Annotated in this window: 29 protein-coding genes and 1 riboswitch; of the genes, 24 read left to right on the top strand and 5 right to left on the bottom strand. The window is 33.5% G+C overall.

The genetic code is table 11. The annotated features are described in order from the left end of the window. Positions 1-59 precede the first annotated feature (59 nt). Positions 60-674: a hypothetical protein gene (locus B5X47_RS03090; RefSeq protein WP_079588741.1), complete on the top strand. Its 615-nt coding sequence runs from the start codon at positions 60-62 to the stop codon at positions 672-674. 10 nt (positions 675-684) lie between these two features. Next, entirely contained in the window at positions 685-1,368 is a 684-nt protein-coding gene (locus B5X47_RS03085) for a Crp/Fnr family transcriptional regulator (RefSeq protein WP_079588740.1), read from the top strand. Between the two features lie 62 nt (positions 1,369-1,430). Here the strand turns inward: B5X47_RS03085 and B5X47_RS03080 are convergent, their stop codons facing one another. After that, a complete protein-coding gene (locus B5X47_RS03080) occupies positions 1,431-1,952 on the bottom strand; it encodes a peroxiredoxin (protein WP_013362242.1) in 522 nt (173 codons plus the stop codon). Positions 1,953-2,304: 352 nt separating this feature from the next. Between B5X47_RS03080 and asrA the strand changes: the two genes are divergently transcribed. The 4 genes from asrA to B5X47_RS03060 all read left to right on the top strand — a co-directional run bounded on the left by asrA (position 2,305) and on the right by B5X47_RS03060 (position 6,156). Next, the gene (gene asrA / locus B5X47_RS03075) at positions 2,305-3,324 is read left to right on the top strand and encodes an anaerobic sulfite reductase subunit AsrA (RefSeq protein WP_013362241.1); all 1,020 of its coding nucleotides are present in this window, start codon (positions 2,305-2,307) and stop codon (positions 3,322-3,324) included. 1 nt (position 3,325) lies between these two features. Further along, positions 3,326-4,114: an anaerobic sulfite reductase subunit AsrB gene (asrB, locus tag B5X47_RS03070; protein ID WP_079588739.1), complete on the top strand. Its 789-nt coding sequence runs from the start codon at positions 3,326-3,328 to the stop codon at positions 4,112-4,114. 11 nt (positions 4,115-4,125) lie between these two features. Continuing rightward, positions 4,126-5,127, top strand: a complete 1,002-nt coding sequence (gene asrC, locus B5X47_RS03065; RefSeq protein ID WP_079588738.1) for a sulfite reductase subunit C — start codon at positions 4,126-4,128, stop codon at positions 5,125-5,127. A gap of 195 nt (positions 5,128-5,322) precedes the next feature. Further along, positions 5,323-6,156 carry a copper amine oxidase N-terminal domain-containing protein gene (locus tag B5X47_RS03060; RefSeq protein WP_079588737.1) on the top strand — a complete coding sequence of 278 codons (834 nt, stop codon included), beginning with the start codon at positions 5,323-5,325 and terminating at the stop codon, positions 6,154-6,156. Between the two features lie 167 nt (positions 6,157-6,323). On the opposite strand, the gene B5X47_RS03055 is transcribed toward B5X47_RS03060, so the two are convergent. After that, the gene (locus tag B5X47_RS03055) at positions 6,324-7,676 is read right to left on the bottom strand and encodes a ParB N-terminal domain-containing protein (RefSeq protein ID WP_079588736.1); all 1,353 of its coding nucleotides are present in this window, start codon (positions 7,674-7,676) and stop codon (positions 6,324-6,326) included. Between the two features lie 159 nt (positions 7,677-7,835). On the opposite strand from B5X47_RS03055, the gene B5X47_RS03050 reads away from it, so the two are divergent. The 8 genes from B5X47_RS03050 (at position 7,836) to B5X47_RS03015 (ending at position 14,916) form a co-directional block, all read left to right on the top strand. Further along, positions 7,836-8,588 carry an exodeoxyribonuclease III gene (locus B5X47_RS03050; protein ID WP_079588735.1) on the top strand — a complete coding sequence of 251 codons (753 nt, stop codon included), beginning with the start codon at positions 7,836-7,838 and terminating at the stop codon, positions 8,586-8,588. Between the two features lie 15 nt (positions 8,589-8,603). Then, the gene (locus B5X47_RS03045) at positions 8,604-9,812 is read left to right on the top strand and encodes an alanyl-tRNA editing protein (protein WP_079588734.1); all 1,209 of its coding nucleotides are present in this window, start codon (positions 8,604-8,606) and stop codon (positions 9,810-9,812) included. 117 nt (positions 9,813-9,929) lie between these two features. Then, positions 9,930-10,625: a DUF2225 domain-containing protein gene (locus B5X47_RS03040; protein ID WP_079588733.1), complete on the top strand. Its 696-nt coding sequence runs from the start codon at positions 9,930-9,932 to the stop codon at positions 10,623-10,625. Positions 10,626-10,913: 288 nt separating this feature from the next. Further along, positions 10,914-11,279 (top strand): NifB/NifX family molybdenum-iron cluster-binding protein, encoded by a 366-nt coding sequence (locus B5X47_RS03035; RefSeq protein ID WP_079588732.1) that lies wholly within the window; start codon positions 10,914-10,916, stop codon positions 11,277-11,279. After that, on the top strand, positions 11,251-12,138 hold the full coding sequence (locus tag B5X47_RS03030; RefSeq protein WP_242950989.1) for a nucleotide-binding protein: 888 nt from the start codon (positions 11,251-11,253) through the stop codon (positions 12,136-12,138). The genes B5X47_RS03035 and B5X47_RS03030 overlap by 29 nt, the downstream gene beginning before the upstream one ends. Beyond that, positions 12,116-12,997 carry an ATP-binding protein gene (locus B5X47_RS03025; protein WP_079588730.1) on the top strand — a complete coding sequence of 294 codons (882 nt, stop codon included), beginning with the start codon at positions 12,116-12,118 and terminating at the stop codon, positions 12,995-12,997. Before B5X47_RS03030 ends, B5X47_RS03025 begins: the two co-directional genes overlap by 23 nt. After that, on the top strand, positions 12,990-14,534 hold the full coding sequence (locus B5X47_RS03020) for a glutamate synthase-related protein (RefSeq protein WP_079588729.1): 1,545 nt from the start codon (positions 12,990-12,992) through the stop codon (positions 14,532-14,534). The genes B5X47_RS03025 and B5X47_RS03020 overlap by 8 nt, the downstream gene beginning before the upstream one ends. Before the next feature lie 22 nt (positions 14,535-14,556). Continuing rightward, positions 14,557-14,916 carry a NifB/NifX family molybdenum-iron cluster-binding protein gene (locus tag B5X47_RS03015; protein ID WP_200805069.1) on the top strand — a complete coding sequence of 120 codons (360 nt, stop codon included), beginning with the start codon at positions 14,557-14,559 and terminating at the stop codon, positions 14,914-14,916. Positions 14,917-15,058: 142 nt separating this feature from the next. Here the strand turns inward: B5X47_RS03015 and B5X47_RS03010 are convergent, their stop codons facing one another. Continuing rightward, positions 15,059-15,595 (bottom strand): gamma carbonic anhydrase family protein, encoded by a 537-nt coding sequence (locus tag B5X47_RS03010; protein ID WP_079588727.1) that lies wholly within the window; start codon positions 15,593-15,595, stop codon positions 15,059-15,061. 214 nt (positions 15,596-15,809) lie between these two features. Between B5X47_RS03010 and B5X47_RS03005 the strand changes: the two genes are divergently transcribed. The 7 genes from B5X47_RS03005 to thiC all read left to right on the top strand — a co-directional run bounded on the left by B5X47_RS03005 (position 15,810) and on the right by thiC (position 22,310). Further along, on the top strand, positions 15,810-16,808 hold the full coding sequence (locus B5X47_RS03005) for a methyltransferase domain-containing protein (protein WP_079588726.1): 999 nt from the start codon (positions 15,810-15,812) through the stop codon (positions 16,806-16,808). A gap of 97 nt (positions 16,809-16,905) precedes the next feature. Continuing rightward, on the top strand, positions 16,906-17,949 hold the full coding sequence (locus B5X47_RS03000; protein WP_079588725.1) for a M42 family metallopeptidase: 1,044 nt from the start codon (positions 16,906-16,908) through the stop codon (positions 17,947-17,949). 70 nt (positions 17,950-18,019) lie between these two features. Further along, a riboswitch (TPP riboswitch) is annotated at positions 18,020-18,126 on the top strand. Between the two features lie 72 nt (positions 18,127-18,198). Further along, complete coding sequence (gene thiW / locus B5X47_RS02995) at positions 18,199-18,699, top strand: energy coupling factor transporter S component ThiW (protein ID WP_079588724.1); 501 nt, start codon at positions 18,199-18,201, stop codon at positions 18,697-18,699. Beyond that, on the top strand, positions 18,696-19,484 hold the full coding sequence (gene thiD, locus B5X47_RS02990) for a bifunctional hydroxymethylpyrimidine kinase/phosphomethylpyrimidine kinase (RefSeq protein ID WP_079588723.1): 789 nt from the start codon (positions 18,696-18,698) through the stop codon (positions 19,482-19,484). The genes thiW and thiD overlap by 4 nt, the downstream gene beginning before the upstream one ends. 36 nt (positions 19,485-19,520) lie before the next feature. Next, positions 19,521-20,342 carry a hydroxyethylthiazole kinase gene (gene thiM, locus B5X47_RS02985; protein WP_079588722.1) on the top strand — a complete coding sequence of 274 codons (822 nt, stop codon included), beginning with the start codon at positions 19,521-19,523 and terminating at the stop codon, positions 20,340-20,342. Beyond that, positions 20,323-20,976 (top strand): thiamine phosphate synthase, encoded by a 654-nt coding sequence (gene thiE / locus B5X47_RS02980; RefSeq protein ID WP_079588721.1) that lies wholly within the window; start codon positions 20,323-20,325, stop codon positions 20,974-20,976. The genes thiM and thiE overlap by 20 nt, the downstream gene beginning before the upstream one ends. A 23-nt stretch (positions 20,977-20,999) precedes the next feature. After that, a complete protein-coding gene (gene thiC / locus B5X47_RS02975; RefSeq protein ID WP_079588720.1) occupies positions 21,000-22,310 on the top strand; it encodes a phosphomethylpyrimidine synthase ThiC in 1,311 nt (436 codons plus the stop codon). 94 nt (positions 22,311-22,404) lie between these two features. Here the strand turns inward: thiC and B5X47_RS02970 are convergent, their stop codons facing one another. Beyond that, positions 22,405-22,818 carry a bleomycin resistance protein gene (locus tag B5X47_RS02970; protein WP_013362217.1) on the bottom strand — a complete coding sequence of 138 codons (414 nt, stop codon included), beginning with the start codon at positions 22,816-22,818 and terminating at the stop codon, positions 22,405-22,407. Positions 22,819-22,868: 50 nt separating this feature from the next. Next, positions 22,869-23,609 carry a stalk domain-containing protein gene (locus tag B5X47_RS02965; RefSeq protein ID WP_159446378.1) on the bottom strand — a complete coding sequence of 247 codons (741 nt, stop codon included), beginning with the start codon at positions 23,607-23,609 and terminating at the stop codon, positions 22,869-22,871. A 194-nt stretch (positions 23,610-23,803) separates the two neighbouring features. Here B5X47_RS02965 and B5X47_RS02960 point away from each other — a divergent pair, with 194 nt between their 5' ends. From B5X47_RS02960 to B5X47_RS02950, 3 genes are all read left to right on the top strand, one after another. Beyond that, positions 23,804-24,325: a transcription repressor NadR gene (locus tag B5X47_RS02960; RefSeq protein WP_079588718.1), complete on the top strand. Its 522-nt coding sequence runs from the start codon at positions 23,804-23,806 to the stop codon at positions 24,323-24,325. A 63-nt stretch (positions 24,326-24,388) separates the two neighbouring features. Then, a complete protein-coding gene (locus B5X47_RS02955; protein WP_079588717.1) occupies positions 24,389-25,390 on the top strand; it encodes a PTS sugar transporter subunit IIC in 1,002 nt (333 codons plus the stop codon). A gap of 114 nt (positions 25,391-25,504) precedes the next feature. Then, complete coding sequence (locus B5X47_RS02950) at positions 25,505-26,122, top strand: acetate uptake transporter (protein WP_013362212.1); 618 nt, start codon at positions 25,505-25,507, stop codon at positions 26,120-26,122. The last annotated feature ends 58 nt before the right edge of the window (positions 26,123-26,180 follow it).

The raw sequence follows: 26,180 nt of genomic DNA, 5'->3' as shown, positions 1-26,180 counted from the left end.
AATAATTGTTAACTCTGTGGGTATTCTATATAAGAGAACTAATGAGAGGGTGTTGAGTTATGTCTAAAAGAGGCAAGTTAATAACACTAATCCTTCTTGTAATAGCTATGATTGTTATTTCTTTTTTAGTGCTACTAGGACTTCCACAGAAAAATATCGAGGAAGATTATCGCTTGACAAACGAGTCTATATCAAAGCAAGAAGAATTTGAGCTTCCTAATCAGAAGAAGCTAAATTTAGATGATATAGATAATGAAACCTTTGAGCGATATATAGATGAAATCACTAATAGCTTCATACATGTTGAGTCTGAAATAGGTACACTAGAGTCAAAATCATGGTATGATGAATATATGGAAATGCAGGTAAAAAGTTATTATAAAGAAGATAATCTATACAAAATCTACGCATATGATAAAAGTATGAATTTCGAGATATATTACTGGGACAATAAGGTGACGTTTATTCTAGCCGTACCAACTGAGTATAAGGACCAGAAAAATAAAAATGGTGAAATAATTGGGTATAGAATGTTTTTTGTTGAAAATACAATGATAGCATCTATGGATTTAGATGGAAACTCTGTAGATCCCAAATCTGCGGATTTTAAAACTATGGAGGATTTTGCTCTAAGATTATCTTATTATTTTACACTGATTAATAATAAACCATAGGGGTGGTATTTTGTCAGATATTAATACGCTAAATATAAAGGGCTGGGAAGAAGTTTCAGATGAAGCAAAAAAACAACTTGTTTCTAAAGCCCAAATTATAAACTATACTAATGAAACCTTGCTCTATCTAGAGGGTGAAGAGGAAATACCAGTATTTATAGTTTTAAGTGGAAATGCTATACTTTCTAAATTTTCGGAAACAGGTGAAGAAAAAATATTATATATTTTTGGAGAAGGAGAGCTTATAAATGAGCTTTCACTTGATGGCCTAAGAACCTCAAATAGCACTAGAGCCCTAAAAAATTCTGTCCTACTCAGCATAAAATCAACGGAGCTTTTAACTCTCATGCTTAAGTATAAAGAGCTAAATATATTAGTAATAAAATCTCTTACAAAAAAAGTAAGAAGAACTCAAAGACAGGCTCTTAATCTAGGAAGACTAAAAACTGGACAAAGAATAGCTTCAAAGCTTTGGAAGCTGTCAAGAGATTATGGAATATCACATCCAGAAGGAAGCCTTATAAACCTAGATATAAATAGAACCGATATAGCAGCAATGGTAGGAACTTCCAGAGAAACAGTAAGTAGATTTTTGACTACACTAGAAAAAGCCAAAGTCATATCACTTATAGATAATAAAATAATAATTAAAGACAAAAAAGAGCTATTGAAATATGTGAAAAGCAGTGAATAAAAAGCTATGAATCTCATGAAAGTTGAGATTCATAGCTTTTGTTGTAATAAAGCAAGTTTATCTTAAAGTAAATCTTCACCTTCAGACCAGTCTACTGGGCAAAGTCCACCTGTTTGTAGCGCTTTAAGTACTCTTAAAGTTTCATCTACACTTCTTCCAACATTCAAATCATGAACCACGCTGTATCTAACAACACCTTGAGGGTCTATTATAAATAATCCTCTTAGAGCAATTCCTTCTTCTTCGATAAGTACACCGTAATCGCTTGCAACCTTTTTAGTAAGGTCTGCAGCTAGAGGGAAGTTTAGCTTGCCTAAATCTGAGTTTATCCATGCTTTATGTGAATGCTCACTGTCTATACTTACACCAAGTACTTCAGCGTCCATACCTTTAAATGCATCGTATTTTTTTGAATATCCTGTGATTTCTGTAGGGCATACAAATGTAAAATCTAGGGGATAAAAGAAAAGTACAAGCCATTTGCCTTTATAGTCATCAAGAGAAACTCTTCCAAATCCACTACCGTCTCCTAGTGCTGTTGCCATATTAAATGATGGAGCTTTCATTCCAACTATTCTTTCCATTGTAAATTCCTCCTATAAAATTGATTTATTTTAGTAGTATTTCTTAATCTGTTTAGAATTATATCATAAATGTAATGATTACAAAAGAAGTTTTTTATTAAATTGATATAAAAATTCATTTGAACGCTTTCTTTGAAATTAAAATTGATAAGAAAATTTTGCAATACGGCGATATAAAAGATGAAATCTAGCAAATTTTACATATTTGGAGCTTATATTGTGATAATTATCACAGAAAGATATTTTTTTAAGTGATATTGTATCGTTAGATGATTAACAAACGATTAATGGGTATATTTATGAAAGTAACAGGAAAAGATTACCAAAGATTTAAATCACGAGGAGGGAAACTATGAGCTATAAGATTAGTAATTCAAAGTTCAATGAAATCCTTGAAAGGCTTTCTAATGACTATGAAATCTATGCGCCAGTTAGAATTAAAGGCAGAGGAAGATTTTCAGACACAGATAATATCAGATATCAAAAAATATCAAAGGTAGAAGAAATAGAATACAAAGAAAAATCGAGATTTTCTGCAAAGGAAATACCTTTTCCTGCAACAGAAACCATTTTTAATATAGTTGGAGAGCAGTTACTTGAGCCACTAGTTAAAAATAGAAAGTTTTTAGTATTTCTGAGATCATGTGATATTCATGCTATGGATAAACTAGATTCAATTTTTCTGAAAAATGGAGATGTTCAAGACCCTTATTATAAAAGAAAAAGAGATAATATCAGCTACATAGTAATGGGATGTAATAAAAGCTTTGAAAATTGCTTTTGCGTAAGTATGGGAACAAATAAAACTGACAATTACTCTATGGGTATAGGCTTTGAGCAAGACTCAGTAAAGCTAGAAGTAAAAGACTCAATATTTTTTGATTACTTTAATAACCTTGATAAAATTGATTTTAAACCAGATTTTGTTGAGGAAAACGATATAGTTGTAAATCTTCCAGATGGCGAAAAGATTGACACTAGCTTATTTAACGATGAAATGTGGGAAGAATATGCAAAGAGATGTATTGCTTGTGGACGCTGTAATTTTTCATGTCCTACATGTTCATGCTTTACTACTGTAGATATAGCTTATGATGACAATGTGGACAATGGAGAAAGAAGAAGGACCTGGGCTGGATGTCATGTTGATAAGTTTACAGATATGGCTGGCGGACACGTGTTTAGAAATGACTATGGCTCTAGAATGAGATTTAAAACTATGCATAAAATATATGATTTTAATAAAAGATTTGGAAGTCATATGTGTGTAGGCTGTGGCAGATGTGATGACCAGTGCCCAGAGTATATATCATTTTCAAACTGTATTAACAAGGTAACTAAAAAAGTAAACGATACTATCAAGGAGGGATAAAATGAATCCATATATTCCATTTCCAGCAGAAATAATTAAAATTAATCAGCAGACAGACATAGATTATACATTCTTTGTAAAATCAGATTTAAAGGTTAGAAGTGGGCAATTTGTTCAGTTATCCATTCCTAGAGTAGGTGAAGCGCCAATTTCAATCAGTGATTTTGGTGATGGCTATATAGAGATGACTATAAGAAAAGTTGGAAAAGTTACTGATGAATTATTTGAAAAAAAACCAGGTGATTTTATATATTTAAGAGGACCTTATGGCAACGGATTTAGAGTTGAAGATAATTTTGGCAAGGATTTAATATTAGTTGTAGGTGGAACTGGCCTAGCTCCAGTAAAAAATCTTATAAACTACTATTACAACAATCTGGATTCACTTAGTAGCTTTAGACTTATTGTTGGATTTAAGTCTATGAAAGACAGACTTTTTGTACCTGAGCTAGCAAAATGGGGAGAGAAATTCCCAGTCAATGTAACTCTTGATAGACCAGAAGAAGGATGGTTTGGAAGTACAGGCTTTGTTACTGAGCATGTTCAAAAAATGGTAATAAAGGATATTGCAAAAACTCATGTAATTATAGTAGGACCACCTCCTATGATGAAATTTACTGCACTTGGCTTCGAGCAGATAGGCATGCCAAAAGAACAGATTTGGATGTCCTTTGAAAGAAAGATGTCATGTGGACTAGGAAAATGTGGACATTGTAAAGTAGATGAAACCTATGTCTGTCTTGAAGGTCCAGTTTTCAGATATGATAAAGCTATCAAACTAGTAGATTAGGAGGGGTAAGGATGCTTGATTTAAATACTAAAAAAATAAAAAAGAATGCATTTCGTATCACAAAACATAGAGGAACTACCTCTCTAAGAGTAAGAATTCCAGGTGGAGAGCTTGATGCAGATATTATGCCAATACTTCACGATATAGCCAAGAAATATGGAGATGGCAAGATGCACATCACTATAAGACAAGGTTTTGAAATAACAGGAATAAGGTTTGAGGATATGCCTGAAGTCAACAAAATGATAGAGCCTGTAATTCAAAAGCTTGAGGTTGATAATGGTGTAGAAATAGGTGAACCAAATAAAGGATATCCAGCAGCAGGAACTAGAAATATATCAGCATGTATTGGAAATAAGGTCTGTCCATTTGCAAACTATAATACTACCCAGCTTGCAAAGAGAATCGAAAAAGCAATATTTCCTCATGACCATCACTTTAAAGTTGCCTGTACAGGATGTCCAAACGACTGTATAAAAGCTCACATGCAGGATTTTGGAGTAATAGGTACGGCAAAGGTTGAATATGACTATAGTCAGTGTATAGGCTGTGAAGCCTGTGTTAAAAACTGTAAGATTAGAGTTACAGGAGCTCTTTCTATGAAAAATGGAAAGGTAGTAAGAGACGAAAGAAGATGTGTAGGCTGTGGGGAATGTGCCCTTACTTGCCCTACTCAGGCATGGAGCCGTAATCCACAGAAATACTACAGACTTGTTATAATGGGAAGAACAGGAAAGAAAAATCCTAGAATAGCTAGAACCTTCTTAGAGTGGGTAGATGAGGACACAATAGTAAAGGTTATCAAAAATACCTATGCCTTCGTAGATGAATATATAGATAGAAGCCTTCCGAAAGAGCACGTTGGCTATATAGTAGACAGAGCTGGCTACCAGAAATTTAAGGAATATGCTCTAAAGGACGTAGTTCTTCCTAAAGGGGCAAAGGTAGCTGAATATATAGATTTTGGTGGCTACAAATACGAAAGAGATGCATTTATGATAGAAGCAGAGTAAAAGCTAATTAAATAATATCAATGACATAATACCTTCAGCATATAGTGTGTTTTATTAAAATCACATTATATGCTTGGAGGTATTTTTGATATTTTATACCAATCGTGGGTACTTATTAAATAACAAATCAAATCGTGCGCAGAAAATGTTTTAGGAGTATGTTTCTTTTTTATAACCATGAAAGGATAGGGTCATATGAAAAAACAGGTGCTAGATAGGTTTAATAGACAAAATTATTTTTGGACCATAAATCAAGACAAGAAAAAAAGACTAATAAAGACTGCTGTTGCAAGTTCTCTAGCTACGGCGCTTATAGTTTCTAGGCTTATGACACCAGTATATGCAGCCGATGAAAAAATAGGGATAAGCGAATATAAAAATGATAATGCTGTTATTTTTGCTATATCAGATTCAGATGATATTACAGATGAAACGACTGACGGCTTAACAGACGAGACTACAGACGGAATTACTGATGGCGTGACTGACGGAATCACTGATGAAGTAACAGATGGAATAACTGACACTTATACAGATGAAAATACTGATGGAATATCTGATTATAACTCTTATGATTTTTCTGATGAAATATCTGATGAGTGGAATACAGATGAAAGAGCAGTTCTTATTGGACCAAATGGGCAAAATATAGCTTTATTTAGGCTTGATAAAAATATCTTATTTATGAATAACAAAAAATTTAAGCTAGATTCACCTCCTACAATATATAACGAAAGAACATTACTTCCGGTTAAATATATAGCTTCATCAATGGGAGCGGATGTAGGCTGGGATCCAGTAGATAAAAAGATCACTATAATTCAAGCTGATAAAACTATTGAATTATGGATAGACAGCAGTAATGCTAGAGTAAATGGAGTAACTACTCAAATTGACCCAGATGATAGTAGCGTTCAGCCAAAAATAATTAAAGGAAGAACCATGGTTCCTGTGAAATTTGTTTCTGAAAATTTAGGAGCAAATGTTTTTTGGGATCAGAGCACAAAAACAATTTCAGTTAAGTTCTGATAATATTTATAAAACTTTAATTATGTTGATTGAAATAAATATAAATACTTCCGAAGAAAATTGCCTAAGGGCAAGCAAAATCCTCGGAAGTATTTTTTGTGAACGCAAGAACAGATAAAAGCTTTAGTAAGAAATATTAGCTAATTAGATTACCACAAACTTTATCATTAGTTTTTACTATTTAAAAATGCACAAAGATTTGTATTGTTATCCTTAAAAAAATGCTCAAAGCAAAGTTTAGCTAGCTTTGAACTAAAAATACCAGCTTCAACTTGAGGCCATTTTGGAGCTTGGTTATAAAAAACTACCTCATTTGTCCAAGGCTTTAGGTCAAATCTACAGATGATTTTATCATATCCAAGTGCAGCAAGTGCAGCTATTCTGTGTTGACCTTCACTTATTACATACCTATAGTCGTTTTTTCTAACAAGAAGATATCCTGTAATATACCCATCTACATACAGGTCTGGGTTATATCCATTTAATTTTAAAGATTCATAGACACTTACAAGTCTTTTAAATTCAGCTTCTCCAAATTCCTCCGTATTAGGACCGAAATTGTGATTACCTCCCTTTCTAGTTTCGAATCTAGCTAATCTAAGAGGTGGATTGGCCGGCTTTCTCCAAGGATCATACAGCCAGCCATGGTCCATGGGAAAACAATCAGCATCAAAAGACCATAAATAATTATCTCGTCTATTTGATGGGGTGAACTTCTCGTAATAGTATTTTAAGTAAGACTCTCTATAAGTGATGTTAGGATTACTGATATATTGCTTTATAGTTTCAACAAAATAATGACCTTTACTTGAGTACATAAACCCGTTATTATCTCTGCATTTATCTATATCTACTCTAAATATTAAGCTTTTGCTTTTTAAAACCTCAAGTCCGTCAAGAACTGAAGTTTTTCCATATGGAATATGTGTAGATAATTGGTTATCATATACAGAATCAGAAAAATTATAAATAGCTATAGTATCGTCGGCTAATATAGATTCTAAAAATAACTTTTCTGCTTTATAGTCATTTACTATCCAAATAAATAAGTCTATATTATGATTAAACTCATTTCCTATACAAAGCTTTGGAAGAGGAGCTTTCATATATTCTCTTTTATATACAGGAAAATTGCTAAAAACTGCTCTGCTCCAATTAGTTTCATCTAGGGTATAGCCAACAGAATTATGCCCAGAATTTGAAAAATAGTTAAACAGATATCCATCAGTATTTTCAAGATAGCCTATAGTTTTATTGGTTAAATCCACGTTATTTTCAATTTGATTTAAAAAGTTCTTATATTTGCGAGAAACACTATATGCGAATTGCTTTTCTTCATTAATGCTTTTGATTTTTATGTTATAGGATTTATAATCATCACTTAACTTTGAGTAGCTTTTTATTTCCTTTAGGATTTTTTTTGCTGAAATAACATCTTCTTCAGTGCGACTTTTCATACATTCAATAAATGCGCTTATGTGTTTTCCGGAATTTAGTAGGTTGTTTATTTCTTCTGTCATAATACACCTCCTAGTATTCAATAATACCCTTTTAATACAGTAAAAGTCAGAGAATATATTTAATGTCTATAACTTTTTACTTTGTTTTAGTTAGCCTTAGTTCGATTGATATTTTATGATATAATTAAGAAAATAATTTATATAAAAGGAGAGTTAAATATGAAGTTGGTATCTTGGAATGTGAATGGAATAAGGGCCTGCGTCAAAAAAGGCTTTTTAGAGTATTTTGACGAAGTAGATGCAGATATTTTTTGCATACAGGAAACTAAGCTTCAAGAAGGCCAAATAGATTTGATGCTTAATGATTATGAGCAGTATTGGAATTATGCAGAAAAAAAAGGCTACTCAGGAACAGCAGTATTCACTAAAATAAAACCAATTTCTGTTGCTTATGGAATAGATATAGAGCATCACGATACAGAAGGTAGAGTAATTACTTTGGAATATGATAACTTCTATCTTGTTAATGTATATACCCCAAATGCTCAGCCAAAATTAGCTAGACTTGAATACAGAATGCAGTGGGAAGATGATTTTAGAAATTATTTAAACGAGTTAGACGAGAAGAAGCCTGTTATAGTTTGTGGAGATTTAAATGTAGCTCACAATGAGATAGACCTTAAAAATCCTAAATCAAATAGGAAAAATCCTGGATTTAGCGATGAAGAAAGAGGGAAATTCACTAATCTATTAGATAGTGGGTTTATTGATTCGTTTAGATTTTTCTATCCAGATGCTACTGAAATGTATACGTGGTGGTCATATAGATTCAACGCCAGAGAGAATAATGCAGGCTGGAGAATTGACTATTTCTGTGTATCAAACAAACTGAAAAACGAGCTAAAAAATGCTGAGATTCATATGGATATTCTTGGCTCTGACCATTGTCCAGTAGTGCTTGAAATATTTTAATCTAGGAGAGATAAAATGAATAATGAATTAAATGACTTTTTTGAAGTAGATATAGCTACCCTTAATCCTACAAATAAACTATATTATTTTAATCCATACATGATAGAGGCAAGTTCTAATATAGTAGCTATACTTAAGGATAAAGATTTTTATAAAATTGTACTTGATGAAACATTATTTTATCCAGAAGGTGGGGGACAACCCAGCGATAGAGGAGAAATAGAAGAAATACCAGTTTTTGATGTAAAAGAAAAAGATGGGATTGTGTATCATTATGTAAATGAGCTTCCTAAAAGTTCAAAAGTTAATTGCAAGATAGATTTTCACAGGCGATTTGATTTTATGCAGCAACACTCTGGAGAACATGCTCTTTCTGGAGTCATTCTAAAATTATTTGGTGGAGCTAACAAGGGCTTTCATATTGGAGAGCAATTTGTAACTATAGATATCAATATAAAAGATATGACAGAAGAGATGCTGACTGAGGCAGAAAAGGAAACCAATAGATATATTTTTGAAAATCAAAAAGTAGACCAGATAGTTACAGACACAGAAGGCTTAAAAGCATACCCAATAAGAAAAGAAATAACTGCTGAGGAAGATATAAGAGTAGTATCTATGGGTGAAGCTGATTGCTGTGCATGCTGTGGAACTCATGTAAGAAATCTAGGAGAAGTGGGTATAATTAAAATAATAAAAGCAGAATCGTATAAGGGAATGACTAGGATTTCTTTCCTATGTGGATATAGAGCCCTAAACGATTATAGAGAAAAAAACGATATTATTAAATCATTAAAAAAGGAACTTTCAGCAGAAGAATCAATGATTTTGACGAAGGTACAAAAGCAAAGAGAAGATATATCTGCGTTAAAGAAGCAAAGTGATATAATAAGAAAAGATCTTGCAAAAAATATTTCACTTAATATAAAGGCCGATGAAACGATAGCTCTTATTTTTGACGATATAGATTTTCCTACACTAGCTCATATAGAGTCTATTTTGCTTGAAAAATCAAATACAGTTATTCTTGCAACTACGATTGATAATAAGATTACTGCTGTTACAAAAAATGATGCCATAAATCTAGGACAGTTTTTTAAATCAAATATAAAAACCTATAATGGAAAAGGCGGAGGTTCAAAAGATAAGGTACAGGGAAGCTTTGAAACTAAAGAAGATATAATTGCTTTTTACACTAGCTTGATGTCAGAGGTTGTCAAATAATCGTGATAGGTAATTAGTCCCTTTAGACCCATAAATTTATTTTTATGCCTAATTTAACATAGTACTATTGACTAAGATAATTTCTGGGTGTATAGTTTTAGTTAGGAGGGATGTAAAATGATTTTACTATACGATAAAAAATATGCTTGTCCAAATTGCAAGTCAAATTTTACAACTAAAAAACCCCTCAGTTCTAAATTAAGAGTAGAAAAGGTAGAATCTGATAATCATAAAATATACAAAGGGGTAAATCCTTACCACTATGAAATAAATATCTGCCCACACTGTGGATATGCATTTGGAGAGAATGCAAACAAGAGGCTGACTATACAGAAAACGGAAAAGATTATTCAGTACCTTCTAAATATAAAGGATTTTACTAGACTTACAGGTGAAAGAACACATGAGGATGGACTGAGAACCCTAAAACTAGGACTATACATCGCCCAACTAATAGAAGAGCCATATTATGTAAAAGCAGGATTGTCTTTGAAAATAGCTTGGCTTTACAGAGAGCAAGGAAATATTGAAGGTGAAATGAACTATCTTAAGCAGAGTTATGACAACTATAAAAAGTGCTATATCAACGAAGATTTTGAAGCTATAGGCTACAAAAGATATTTTATGCTTTATACTCTTGCAGAGCTAAGCAGAAGACTTAATGATTATGAAGATGCAAAAAGATGGTATGCTGAGTTATTTGCAGAAAGAAATGTTCCTAGAATAACTATGAATTCAGCTAGAGATTTATGGATAGAGTTTAAAGAAGAAAGAAAAAGTTCTGCGCATTTTGAAACACAAAAAGGCGCCTGACACAGCTCTAGTTTTTGAGGATGATTTTGAATTTAGTAATTTATAATTAAATAATTTATTTTGAAACTAAGAATCAGCTTATACGTGATTCTTAGTTTTTTATTTTTTGCAAAAAAATAATGCTTGCTTTAAAAAAATTGATTTTCAGATTATATCAAGAATCATAAAGCTATTCTATAAAGATTAAATAGCATATGCTAAAAACTTTTATTGACATCAAAAATTATAAGAGTATAATCAAAAATATAAAAGGCATATGCCAATAAAGAAATAATAGGAGATGAAAGCATGAAAATAGCTATACCAGTAGATGAAAAGAACATAGAGTCAAAGGTTTGCATATCGTTTGGAAGAACTCCATATTATATGATATATGATACTGACTCAAAAGAAGCTGAGTTTTTTGACAATGAAGCTGCATCTAGCCCAGGAGGAGCTGGAATAAAAGCGGCTCAAAGCTTAGTTGATAGAAAAATTGATGTACTACTTACTCCAAGATGCGGAGGAAATGCTGCGGATGTGATTAATGGAGCGAATATTAAAATGTACAAAACTCAAGGGGACTCCATAAAATCCAATTTAGAAGCTTATGAAGCTGGAAAGCTTAATGAACTGACTGAAATTCATGAAGGAATGCATAATCATGGAAAGTAGGCTCAAAATTGCAGTCCTTAGCGGTAAGGGTGGTACTGGTAAAACTTTAGTTTCTGTAAACTTAGCTTACACTGCGAAAAAGGCTCTTTATTTAGATTGTGATGTAGAAGAACCAAATGGCCATCTTTTTTTCAAACCCGATAACTTGACTAAAGAAGATGTATCGGTAAAAATTCCATATGTGAATGACTACCTTTGCAATGGATGCAGGAAATGTGTAGATTTTTGTAAATTTAACGCTTTAGCTTACATAAATAACAAAGTAAAAGTATTTAGTGAAGTTTGCCACTCTTGTGGAGGATGTATGGAAATTTGCCCTGAAAGTGCGATATCTGAAATTAATAAATCGATAGGGAAAATAGAAAAAGGTAATCTAGAAGATGTTACAGTTGTGTCAGGTATATTAAACACGGGAGAAGCTTCAGGAGTTCCTATAATAAAAGCTATGATAGAAAATGAAAATATAAATGAGCAAGTTACTATTGTAGATTGTCCACCAGGCAGTGCCTGCATAGTTATGGAAAGCATAAAAGATGCTGATTACTGCCTACTAGTAGCTGAACCTACATTGTTTGGTAGTCATAATCTAAAGATGGTTTATGATTTAGTAAGATTATTTAAAAAACCTTTTGGTGTTGTTCTAAATAAAGCTCAAGATGGATTCAATCCCTCAAAGGAATTTTGCGAAAATAATAAAATAAAAATATTAAGCGAAATTCCATTTGATGTTGAGCTTGGAAAACTCAACTCTGATGGGAAAATAGTTTCTAAAGAAAACAGGCGTTATCATGACTTATTTGTAAAGCTGTTAACTGATATCACTAAGGAGGCTCAAAATGAAGCAATTATTAATTCTTAGCGGTAAAGGTGGAACAGGTAAAACTACAGTAGCTACAGCATTTATTAAGCTTTCAAATGCAAAAGGTTATGCTGACTGCGATGTGGATGCTCCTAATTTGCATTTGCTTATGCATCAAAACACAAATAAAATAAGTTCAAATTATTATGGTATGGATAAAGCTGTAATTGATTCTGAAAAATGTATCAGTTGTGGGTTTTGCATGGAAAAATGCAGATTTGATGCCATAGAAAATGAATCAGATTACAAAGTAAATCCTTTTGCATGTGAAGGCTGTAGTCTTTGTGAATATGTCTGCCCGGTAAATGCCATCACTATGAAAAAAGATGTAGCTGGAGAGCTTATGCTATATAAGTCAGATGCTGTTTTTTCTACAGCAGAGCTAAAGATGGGCAGCGGAACATCTGGAATGTTAGTATCTGAGGTCAAAAAAGGATTAAGAGATAATCTAGTCACTGATGAGATAGTTATTATTGATGGTTCTCCTGGCATAGGATGCCCAGTAATAGCATCTATTACAGGAGTAGATTTTGTTCTTATAGTTTCAGAGCCTTCTATTTCAGGAATTAGTGATATGAAAAGAATAATAGAAACAGCAAATCATTTCAAAACTAAAGTTGCTGTTTGTATCAATAAATATAACACCAATATAAAAAAAGCAGAGGAAATAGAAGAATATTGCATACAGAAAAATATACCTTTTGTAGGAAATATTCCTTTTGATAGCAAGGCTGTAAAAGCTATAAATGAAGGCAAAAGCATAATAGATGAAGATACAGTTTCTGGAAAAGCAGTAAAAAATATTATAGCTAATATATTAAATTTTATAAAATGTGAGGATGGTGCTAAAAATGTCTAAACGTATCTCTTTAGGAAGTACTTTATCAAACACTAAAATGAGGACACCAGAGAATCTATCACTTAGCTCAGGCATGTGCTGTGTATGTACTGCAAATTGCGTAGGCCCATGTGAAATAGGACTATCAGCAGTGAGAGGCTCAGAAGCAATTTATCCATATGCTACAGACATAAATCAATTTGCATCAGAAAAAGAATACTCACTTGATTTTTCTCATTTTAATATCAATGGAAGAGTTTTTCAAGCAAAAGGCGAGAGTATGGATCCTTATGAAGTAACCTATCCTAAAGCAGAAATAAAGACTACATTTGGCATAAAAAATCCTATACCTGTAAAAGGGCCCTATATATTACCCGCGATTGCTAAGTTAAACTGGCAGGATTACTATGCTGGAGCGGCAGTGTTTGGAGTTCCTGTAGTTATAGGGGAGGACGTAGTAGCTAAAGATAAAGCTCTTGAGCTAGACCATAATAAAGTTGTAAATTCTCCCTTAATCAAAGAAATGGTAGATACATTTAGAAATTATTATCATGGTTATGGAGATATTATACTTCAAGCCAATATGGATGATGAGTATCTAGGAGTTTTAGATTATGCCATAGAAAAATTAGGAGTGGAATCTGTAGAAATAAAGTTTGGACAAGCAGCAAAAGGCATACAAGGAATGGGCAGAATTAAAGATATAAACGATGCTCTTAAATTTCAAAAAATGGGCTATGTGGTTTACCCTGATCCTAGTGATTCAAAAATTGCAGAAGCTTATAAAGCAGGAATTGGCCAAGTTTTTGAAAGAATTGGTAAATTACCTGTTTGGGATGAAGACCATTTTGAAAAAAGAATTGCAGAGCTTAGAGAAAAAGGAGCAAAGAGAATTTGCTTTAAAACAGGCCCATTTGACCCTGAGGATTTACTTAGAATATTAAAGATAGCCTCTAAGTGTGAAGTTGACCTGGTTACATTTGATGGAGCTGGCGGCGGAACTGGAAATAGTCCAGTTAAAATGATGAATGAGTGGGGAATCCCAACAGTAGAGCTAGAATGCATAGTATATGCACTTTTAGAAAAAATCTATAGTGAAGGCTATAATAAAGTTCAAGTTGCAATTACTGGTGGTATAGCTATGGAAGATCAAGTATATAAAGCTCTGTCCCTTGGAGCTCCATATATTAACTTTGTAGCTATAGGAAGAGCTGCCATGGCGGCTGCAATATCAGGAAAACATGTGGGAAATGCTATTGATAATGGCAAAATCTTCCCAGACATACAGCGATTTGGAAATACTAAAGAAGAGATTTTTGAAGACATTAAGCAACTCAAAACTATATATGAGGATGCTGTGAGTCTTCCAGCAGGGGCTATAGGAGTCTACTCATATTTAGAAAGAGTAAGTACAGGAGTAAAACAGCTCATGGCTCTTAATAGAAGATTTGACATAAAGGATATATCTAGAGCTGATATATTACCTATGACAGCTTTGGCTTCAGAGGTAAGTGGTTTAGATAGCTACAGTAAGCGTTTATCAAAAATATTAAAATAAAAACATTTTTAGGAGGAAGATTATGAAAATAGCAATTGCAAGTGACAGAGGTATGGTAACACAACATTTTGGACACTGTGAGCACTTTCATATTTATGAAGTGGATGGCAAAGAAGTAGTAAGCTCTGAAAAAGTTAAAAACCCAGGTCATAGACCAGGATTCCTTCCAGTATTTTTACATGAGCAAGGAGTTAATGTAATAATTTCTGGTGGAATGGGAGGAGGAGCTATTGAGATATTCAATGAAAAAAACATTGAAGTAATAATAGGAGCTCAGGGAGAACTTGAAAATACAATAAATGCATATTTAAGTGGTGAACTAAAATCAACAGGAAGTGTATGCCATGACCATATGCATGAAGGCGATGGATGTGGACATTAGAATATAGTGGATTTTAGTTGAATACAAAAAAGGTAGTGCATATGTACTACCTTTTTTTGTATGAATTATGGCTATTAAATTAAATATAGTTTGAAAAAGGATAATTATAAATATCTTATTCATACGTTATAGTTACAATATATTAATCCTCGAAGCTTTCACCATCATCTTCAGGCAAAATTGCATATCTTTTAGCCCATAGAGTTTTATACTTTACAGCATGGTTATGGAGCGCAGTAGTATCCTCAGGAAGTTGTTTAAGAATTTTTGCAGGGACACCTGCAAGCATAGAAAATGGTGGCACTACCATATTTTCCTTAACTACTGCTCCAGCACCTATAATGCTTCCTCTTCCGATTACCGCTCCGTTTAGTATAGTAGCTCCCATGCCTACTAGAACATGGTCTTCTATAGTACAGCCGTGAAGAATAGCTTTATGGCCTACAGTCACATAATCGCCAATAATTAGTGGATAGTCATCATCACAGTGAAGTACACTTCCATCTTGAACATTAGAATATCTGCCAATCAAAATTTTATTTACATCGGCTCTAGCTACAGAGTTAAACCAAATGCTACTGTATTCTAACATTTCTACATTTCCAATGACCTGACAGCCATCAGCTACAAAACATTTATTATCAATTACAGGACTATGTCCTTCGAATGCTGCATACATATTATAATACCTCCAATTTAATAGATTTTTATTGTGGATAAGCAAGGTTTTAGAGACTCACTGGCAATCTTTAGTTGCCTTAATGGATGGAGTTCTTTTTTTGTAAAATAATTTTCAATAATCAACTACTTATTTGTAGTATAATAATTATTATATCAGAATATGAGAGAGTTTTTGTATAAGATTAATTAATTAAAAATGGAGATGAGATGAATTGAGAATAAGTAATAATATGGTAGAGACTATCATAACTAAATTTAAATCGCTTTTCTACAAAAAAAATGAGACTAAAGCTATGGAAATTTTGAAAGATAAAAATAAGGTATCAAAGCTACTTGAAGAAGCTATGAATAAGGCTAAGGCAAATAGAATTGGACCTATAGATGAAATTTGGAGCAAGCTTCAAATAGTATTTTCACTATTAAAGGACTGGATTTCTGGAGAATACAAGCAGATTCCTATGGGTTCGCTTATGATATTAGTTGTAGGCCTTATATATTTTATAACGCCAATTGATATTTTGCCAGATTTAATTCCAGGTGGATTTGTAGATGATGTAGTTATTTTTGGATTTTTATTTAAGCAAATTTCCGCAGATATTGATGCATATAGATCATGGAAGGAAGAAAAAGCAGCTATTACTTTTTATGAAAAAAATGGAGATGCATATGCCGACGAAACTCTGTTTATAGATATGTCTGATGTATATGAAAGATTTGAAGTATATCTTAAAGCTGGAGATAATATATTAGATGCAGGATGTGGCGCTGGAAGAGATAGCAAGCATTTCCTAGAAAAAGGTTATGATGTAACTAGCTTTGATGGATGTAAAAAATTGACCCAAAGAGCAAGTAGCTTTATAGGAAAATCAGTTATAAATATGAAATTCACAGAGCTAAATTATAATGAAGATTTTAACGCCATTTGGGCCTGTTCATCTCTTATACATTTAACTAGAAAAGCCTTTGTAAAGGTCTTGCTAAAATTTTATGAAGCACTTAAGCCAGAAGGTCATGTATATATATCCCTTAAATATGGTGATTCTGAAAAAGTAGAGGATGGAAGAGTGTTTACTTCTTACACTCAAAGCTTAGTAAAGGATATAATAGATACCAAAACACCTTTTAAAATTGAAGAAATCTGGATTACATCAGACAAAAGAGCAGGTAGAGAAAACGAAAAATGGCTTAACGTAATCCTATATAAAAGCTAATATAAAAAATTATTTTTATTTATAATATTTCTTTCTATGTATATTATTATTTGTTACAATTATTACAATGGGAAAAAACATATACTAAGGAGGAAATATGAACTTTCATAATATCGACAAAGAATATATTCTTAACACAGCAAAGAGCCTAATGGAGTTTCATAGTCCAAGTGGATTTTGTCACGAAATAATTGAAGAAATGAAATCTTGGGTAAAAGAGCTAGGATATGAAATGACAGTGAACCAAAAAGGCTGTGGATTTATAAGCATAGCAGGGAAATCAAAGGACAGAGTAATAGGGCTTTCTTCTCATGTAGATACATTAGGAGCTATGGTAAGATCCATAACATCAGATGGTCAGCTTAAATTTACTTTAGTTGGAGGACCGATAGTACCGACACTAGATGGTGAATACTGCCAAATAAAAACTCGAGATGGAAAGCTTTACACAGGAACATTTTTAAGCACTAGTCCAGCAGTTCATGTGTTCAAGGATGCAAGCAGCAAGCCTAGAGATACTGAAAACATGGCTATTCGCATAGATGAATGTGTTAAGACAAAAGAAGATGTAGAAAACCTAGGCATAATGCCAGGAGATTTTATATTTATAGAGCCTAAAACTACTATTACGCCTAGTGGTTTTATCAAGTCTAGATTTATAGATGACAAAGGAAGCGTTGCTTGTCTTTTTGGACTGATGAAATATCTTAAGGATAACAATATAACTCCTGAATATGATTTGAGAATTGTTTTTTCAGTTTACGAAGAAGTAGGGCATGGCTCATCGAATATCCCTGAAGATATAACTGAGCTTATAGCAGTTGATATGGGATGCATAGGCGAGGACTTAACCTGTACAGAGTATGATGTATCTATTTGTGCAAAGGATTCTGGTGGACCATATGATTACAATATGACAACTACCTTGATTAATCTTGCAAAAGAAAACAAGCTTTCATATGCTGTGGATATTTATCCTTTCTATGGCTCTGATGTTAGGGCAGCGCTTACTGCAGGCTATAACATAAAAGGTGCTTTAATTGGACCAGGAGTACATGCATCTCATGGAATGGAAAGAACTCATTACTCCGCATTTGAAAACACATTAAAATTACTTATATCATACATAACACTAAAATAAATATAAAATAGACTTGATTTTTTAAATCTTTAGTTGTAAACTGAGTCACAAGAGCAAGAAATAATTTAATAAATTAGACTAGGGGTGCCGATTAAATCGGCTGAGATAAAGATGTGTTCTTTGACCCTTTAACCTGATCTGGATAATGCCAGCGTAGGGAAGTTAGGCCGTTTATTTATATTGGGCATAAATCCTAGATTGGGTTTATGCTCTTTTTATTTTCAAAAAATTATATTAGGAGGAAGTAGGATGAAGATTCAAAAAATGGTATTTGCATCATTATTGGTAGCCATAGGAACTATGGTAGGACATGTAATTTATATTCCAGTAGGGGTAGCTAAATGTTTCCCTATTCAGCACACGATTAATGTTATTTCAGCTGTACTGCTTGGACCTTATTACGCTGTATTAAACTCATTTTTGATATCACTGCTTAGAAATATACTTGGAACAGGCTCTATACTTGCATTTCCAGGAAGTATATTTGGAGCCATACTGGCCTCGTATATGTATAAAAAGTTTAACAAAATTTCGCTTTCTGCTTTGGGAGAAATAATTGGAACAGGAATCATAGGAGGTCTAGTTGCTTTTCCTATGGCAAAATTCATTCTTGGAAAAGAAGTAGGAGCATTTTTCTTTGTAGTTCCTTTTATGCTAAGCACTATCGGTGGAAGCATAATAGCAATAGCAGTACTTAAGTCTGCATTTGCTTATAAATTGACTAAAGACGATGGGAGGCATAGTGCATGAAGAAGGTTCTGACTATTGCTGGCTCTGATTCTTCTGGTGGAGCAGGAATCCAAGCTGACTTAAAAACCTTCTGTGCTCATAAGGTATATGGCATGAGCATAATAACCGCCGTAACTGCTCAAAACACTTTAGGAGTAAGCCATATAGAGACTCTCTCATCTCTCTCAGTAAGAAAACAAATAGAAGCAGTGGCAGAGGATATAGACATAGATGCAGTAAAAATAGGGATGCTGTCAAATGCTGAAATAATTCTCACAGTAGCAGAGCTAATAAAGCGCTATAAGTTTAAAAATATTGTCTTAGATCCTGTCATGATATCTACTACTGGATTTGATTTACTTGAAAAGGATGCAAAAGAAGCTCTGATTCAAGAACTTTTACCTCTAGCTGATGTAATTACACCAAATCTTCATGAGGCGTCTGCTATATTAGATGGCTTAGAAATAAAATCAAAAGATGATATGGAAAAGTCAGTTCATGCATTTAGGAAACTAACATCCTCGGCTGTACTTATTAAAGGAGGGCATCTAGTGGATGATGCGGCAGATTTACTGGCCTATGAAGATAAATTCAGATGGTATGATGCTCCAAAAATTAATACAAATAATACCCATGGTACAGGATGTACTCTTTCATCTGCTATAGCATCTAATCTAGCTCTTGGATTATCTGTAGAGCAAGCAGTATTTGATGCAAAGGAATACATCACAGGAGCTATAAGAAATAGTTTGGATATAGGAAGTGGAAATGGTCCCACAAACCACTTGTACAGACTTATTAGATAGCAAAAAGCTAAAAGTTAGTAAGAAAGGAGATTTATGATGAAAGATAAAGTTATAAGTTCGCTTCATAAACTTAGAGATATTAGTCCGCTAGTGCATCATATTACAAATAGTGTAACTATAAATGACTGTGCCAATATCACCCTAGCTATAGGAGCATCCCCAGTTATGGCTGATGATGAAAATGAAGTAAAGGAAATGGTAAACTTAGCAAAAGCTCTAGTGCTAAACATAGGAACCCTAAATGCTAGAACAGTAGAGTCTATGCTAATTGCAGGAAAAGAAGCAAATAAAATTGGAATACCTATAGTATTAGACCCTGTAGGAGCAGGAGCCACAAGTTATAGAACTATGTGGGCGCAAAGATTATTTGAAGAATTAAATATTTCAGTGATAAGAGGAAATGCTTCAGAAATAATGGCAATGTCCGGACTTACAGGAAATACAAAAGGAGTAGACTCATCTAGTGAATCAGATGTAGCTATATCCTGTGCAAAAGAACTCATTGGATTTAAACCTTGCACAGTAGCTATAACTGGAGCTGTAGATATCGTAATAGATGAGGTTAGAGAGCTAAGATTAAAAAATGGAACCAAAATGATGAAGCAAGTCACAGGAACAGGATGCATGGCTAGCTCATTAACAGGAAGTTTTTGTGCATCAGGAGTAGAGCCATTTTTGGCTGCAGCTTCAGCTCTTACAGTAATAGGAATAGCTGGAGAACTAGCAGAATGCAGTCTTAAGAACAACGAAGGAATAGGAACCTTTAGAACTAGATTATTTGACTACGTACATACTATGGATGCCAATAAAATTAATCTGTATATGGAGGCTTTGGAAAATGAAAAAATCAGAGCTTAGAAAAAAAACTGACTACTCACTATATTTAGTTACAGATAGACTTTGCCTTTCAGGGAAAGACTTATTTCATAGTGTTGAAGAAGCCATAAAAGGCGGTGTGACTGTAGTTCAGCTAAGAGAAAAAACAGCATCTAGCAGAGAATTTTATCAAATAGGATTAAAGCTAAAAGAAATCACTAGAAGTCATAATATTCCTCTCATTATCAACGACAGAGTAGATATAGCTCTAGCCCTAGATGCTGAGGGAGTACATGTGGGACAAGATGATTTAGATGCTCAGCTTGTTAGAAAACTTATAGGAAAAGATAAAATTTTAGGAGTTTCTGCAAAGACCTTAAGTCAAGCTACAAAAGCAATAGAGAGTGAAGCTGATTATATAGGAGTGGGAGCAATTTTTCCAACCTCAACTAAAGCTGATGCTAGTGAGCTTGGACTTTTAGATATTTCTGATATATGCAGTAAAATTAATATTCCAGTGCTTGGGATAGGCGGAATAAATCAGGAAAACATTTCAAAGCTAAACAATCTTGGACTAGATGGTATTTGTGTAGTATCAGCAATATTAGGGCAAGCAGACTGCCTAAATGCTACAAAAAATTTAAGACAATCAGTTGATAATCTATTAAAAATTTAAAAAATAAAAAGGAGATTACTATTATGAATTATTCAACTCAAATGGATGCAGCAAGAAAAGGCATTGTAACTAAAGAAATGGAAATAGTAGCAAAAGAAGAATACATGGATATCAATGTACTTATGGAAAGAGTTGCAAATGGAAGTATAGCAATCCCTGCAAATAAAAATCATAAAAGCCTAAGTCCTAAAGGAGTAGGTCAAGGGCTAAGTACAAAAATTAATGTGAATTTAGGTATATCAAAGGACTGCCCAGACATTGAACCAGAGCTAGAAAAAGTAAAAAAAGCTATAGAGATGAAAGCTGAAGCCATCATGGACCTTAGCTCATTTGGAAAAACAGAAGAATTTAGAAAAAGACTAGTTGAAATGTCATCTGCTATGATAGGAACTGTGCCTATATATGATGCTGTTGGATTTTATGACAAAGAGCTTAAGGATATCACAGCAAAAGAGTTTCTGGATGTAGTAAGAAAGCATGCAATCGATGGCGTAGATTTTATGACTATCCATGCAGGCATAAACAAAGAAACAGCTGAGGTTTTCAAAAGAAATAAAAGACTTACTAACATAGTATCTAGAGGGGGCTCTTTAATGTATGCATGGATGCAGCTAAACAATGCAGAAAACCCATTTTTTGAATACTATGATGAGCTACTAGATATATGCGCCGAGTATGATGTAACCCTTAGCCTAGGTGATGCTCTTAGACCAGGAAGTATAAATGATGCATCTGATGCTTGCCAGATAAAAGAATTAATCACACTAGGAGAGCTTACTAAGCGTGCTTGGGAGAAAAACGTACAGATTATAATCGAAGGACCAGGTCATATGGCTATAGATGAGATTCAAGCAAATATGCTACTTCAAAAAAGACTTTGCCACAATGCACCATTTTATGTACTTGGACCTATAGTTACTGATGTAGCCCCTGGATATGACCATATCACTTCAGCAATAGGTGGAGCAATAGCAGCTACCTATGGAGCGGATTTTCTATGCTATGTTACTCCAGCAGAGCATCTTAGACTTCCTAACCTAGAAGACATGAAGGAAGGAATAATAGCATCAAGAATAGCTGCTCATGCTGCTGATATAGCTAAAAAAATTCCAAAAGCAAGAGAATGGGATAACAAAATGAGTAAGGCTAGAGCTGATATAGACTGGGAAACCATGTTCAAGCTATCTATGGATGAAGAAAAAGCAAGAAGATATCGCAAGGAATCAATGCCTGAAAATGAAGATACTTGTACAATGTGCGGAAAAATGTGCGCGATGAGAACAATGAACAAAATAATGGCAGGAGAAGACTTGAATATTTTAAGAGAAGCATAACTTTAAAATGTAACCTATAGTACAAAAAAACCAAGAGGGACGGTTCTTTTTGATTCCATCACATCTTGGTTTTTTATTGTTTATTAGTCTAGATTTAGATAGTTTTTTGACCTAAATCTTGCATAAATCTTAATATATAGCCATCGGGATCCATAACTATAAAGTGCTTTTCTCCATGCTCCATATCGTCTTTTTTATACCAGCGTTCTTCTAAAGGACAAAGCAAGCTGATATTAGCTTTTTCCAAATTAGAAACTAGTTTATCGATGTCATCAGTTTCTATAGAAAAGTTAACGCCTCTTCCAAAAGGATATTCTAGCTCATATTTCTTCCATGCTTCATTAGAATTTTCTTGAAGTAAAAGCTGAGAGCCATAAAATGAAATAAAAGAAAAATCCTTATCCTCGCCTTCGTAAGTTTTTTCAAAGCCTAAAACATCACAGTAAAAAGAAAGGCTTTCTTTAATAGATGTTACAGTGATTTCAGGTATCAGTCTGTTATAGGTCATAAACTCCTCCTAGTTATAAAAAAATAAATTATACTCTAATTATAATGTATTTAATAATAAATGGATAAAATTTTTGTTTGAGCACCCCAGGCATAATCTGCGCCAAAGGCATCCACTATAAATGAAATAGGAACCATAGTTCTATTATTTAATATTATAGGAGCTGTATCTATACTTACATTCTCGCTATCAACACTTGCAACAGCACTATTTATTGTAAGCTTTACTGATTTTGGGCCGCGTGCCAAGGTAACAGATTTTTCTGCTTGATTCCAGTTTACTTCATAATCAAAATTCGAAGCTATTGTTGAAATAGGAACTAACATTCTATTGTTTATTATTACAGGTTTTTGTTCCAAAACTATTTGCTCGCTATTGATATAAAGTTTGATATCATCTGAAAGCTCTGTTATATTGTTCCAATTGACACTAGATTCTGCTACATATTTATAGGGATAAGTGACAGGAGCTGTTTTGTTCATAGCACCAGTAAAGAAAAAAGATTCTCCTGGTTCAAAGCTTATAGCTTTTAAATCATCTATCTCAAAAGTTCCTTGAGCAATTAGCTCATCATTCATACTTTTCAAAACTACATCGATATCATTAAACCCATTTATATTTGTATTGCCTAGGTTGTAAACTATAGCTTGAATTATTACACTTTCCTCATCCTCGTAAATATCATTGACTTTAAAATTTACATCTACGATTGGAGACTGTGCATAGCTAGGATTTAGTCCAAACAAACAAGAAAATATAACTGAAGTTATTATAATATATTTTTTTAACATAATTACTACTCCTTTAAAAATAAAATGAATGGTGAATAAAATCAAAAACAATGTAGGTTTCATCGTAGCCTTCATTATACTATAAAAATACTAATATAGAATAGCTTGGATAGTTAAAAGTGCAAATTGTGATATAATTGAAATCAAAATTAAAGATATATTCCGAATAAGTTTAACTGCAGGAGATGATAAAAATGGAAGCAACAAAAAGAAGACTGGAGATAGAAAAAAGATTAGTAGATAGCGACATTTATTTAAGTGGCTCAGAGCTAGCTAAGGAATTTAAAGTTAGCAGACAAGTAATAGTTCAAGATATTGCAATACTAAGGGCTAAAGGTATTCCAATACTTGCTACCCCTCAGGGCTATATCATTTCAAAAATAAATGAAGAAGGCTATAGAAAGGTAATTGCGTCAAAGCATGATACCTTGGAAGATTTAGAGGAAGAGCTAAAAATAATTATTGATAATGGCGGAAAGATATTAGATGTAATTATAGAGCATGATATATACGGCGATATTAGAGTTGATTTAGGTATTTCATCTAGAAAGGAGCTTAAAAATTTTATTGCAAAGCTCTCAACTGGAAACTCAAAGCCATTGTCGGCAATAACTGATGGAGTTCATTTTCACACTATAGAAGTAAATAAAAAAGATGATATGACAGACATCTTAAAAGAGCTAGATGAAAAAGGATACTTGATTGCAGAGCAATAAAATAGTATACTTGTTTAGTAGCTGACAAGACAGGTGTTTTACATATGAAAAGAGGTGTATAGTGTGAAAAATTATTTGATTAAAACCCTCAACGGAATGGCTCTAGGATTGTTTTCATCGCTTATTATTGGACTTATACTCAAACAAATAGGAGATTTAAGCTCTATAGAGCAGCTATCTTTATTCGGTAGAACTGCACAGTTTATGATGGGACCAGCTATTGGAGCAGCAGTAGCTCATGCCATAGGTGCAGGGCCTCTTGTGATTTTTGCTTCACTTGTAACTGGAGCAATGGGAGCAGGCACTGTAAAGTTCGTAGAGGGAGTCGCGACTATAGGAATAGGTGAGCCTATGGGGGCATTTGTAGCAGCTCTTATAGGAGCAGAAATAGGAAAAAGAATTACAGGAAAAACAAAAGTTGACATAGTGCTAGTACCAGCTATAACTATTATAGTAGGGAGCTTGGCAGGGATATTTATAGCACCTTTTGTAGCTATGATGATGAAGGCGATAGGGTCTTTGCTAAATAGAGCAACCGAGCTTCAGCCTATACCTATGGGAATAGTACTTGCAGTATTTATGGGTATGATTCTAACTCTTCCGATAAGCTCAGCGGCACTGTCTATTGCGTTAGGATTAGAAGGCTTGGCAGCGGGGGCTGCGCTTACTGGCTGTTGCTGCCAGATGATTGGTTTTGCAGTTATGTCTTATAAAGAAAACAAAGTAGGTGGGTTAATTTCTCAGGGATTAGGGACATCGATGCTTCAGATACCTAATATAATAAAAAATCCTCTTATTTGGATACCGCCTACATTAGCAAGTGCGCTACTAGGACCTATTTCAACTACAGTTTTCAAAATGAAAGCTGATAGCGTTGGAGCAGGTATGGGAACCAGTGGACTAGTAGGTCAGTTTTCAACATATTCAGTTATGGGAAATGAAGCGTTTATAGGAATAGCCTTACTTCATTTTTTACTTCCAGCTGTACTTAGCTATGCGATTTCTATGTACATGAGAAAAAAAGGATATATCAAAGAAAATGACCTGCTGCTACAGAATAAGTAAGATTAATATATAATAAAAATTATGGTTGTATATTATACAAATTTGATTGACTTTTGTTTGTGAATCTGTTAACTTATGTAGGAATATATATTTTTTTACATATTGGAGGGAAGTATGCAAAACAATCAAATTATTGAAAACAAAGTAGTTACTGCAGATCCTACGGCATTAGGTCAGTTTGGTCTAGCAATGGTAACTCTAGTAGCAGCATCACAAAAGCTAGGATTAACTGAAGGAACTGCTCTTGTAATACCATGGGCTATTTTCTTAGGAGCCTGCGCACAGCTTTTTGCTTCATTTAAAGATGCTCAAAAGAACAACATTTTCGGAACTACAGTTTTTGGAGCTTACGGGTTTTTCTGGCTAGGAGTAGCTATGACTTGGATGATTCAAAACGGAGTGTTTGGAGAAGCTATGGCAGCAAAAGCAGATGTTCGTCAGCTAGGAGTCGCATTTATAGGATACTTTATATTTAGTATGGGAGCTACACTTGTAGCTGCTGAAACAAACAAGCACTTATTCATTGTTATGTGTTTTATCGACTTACTTTTCCTAGGTCTGTTCTGCTCAGTTCTTGGAATAATGGAGCATGAAATGCATTTACTAGCAGCTTATTCAGAGCTTATTATTTCATTACTTGCTTTCTATGGAGCTATAGCACATTTAGCAAACAACCATTTTGGAAGAGTTTTCCTTCCACTTGGAAAGCCATTTGGAATATTTAAAAAGTAATTAAAGCATGTAAATACTCAAGGCGACTTGGGTATTTATTTTGCAAAAATTTCAATAA

Origin of the sequence: Acetoanaerobium noterae, assembly GCF_900168025.1 — a bacterium.
Lineage (GTDB): Bacteria > Bacillota > Clostridia > Peptostreptococcales > Filifactoraceae > Acetoanaerobium > Acetoanaerobium noterae.
Note: the sequence above shows the minus strand (reverse complement) of the source record. Positions and strands in the feature narration are given on the sequence as shown.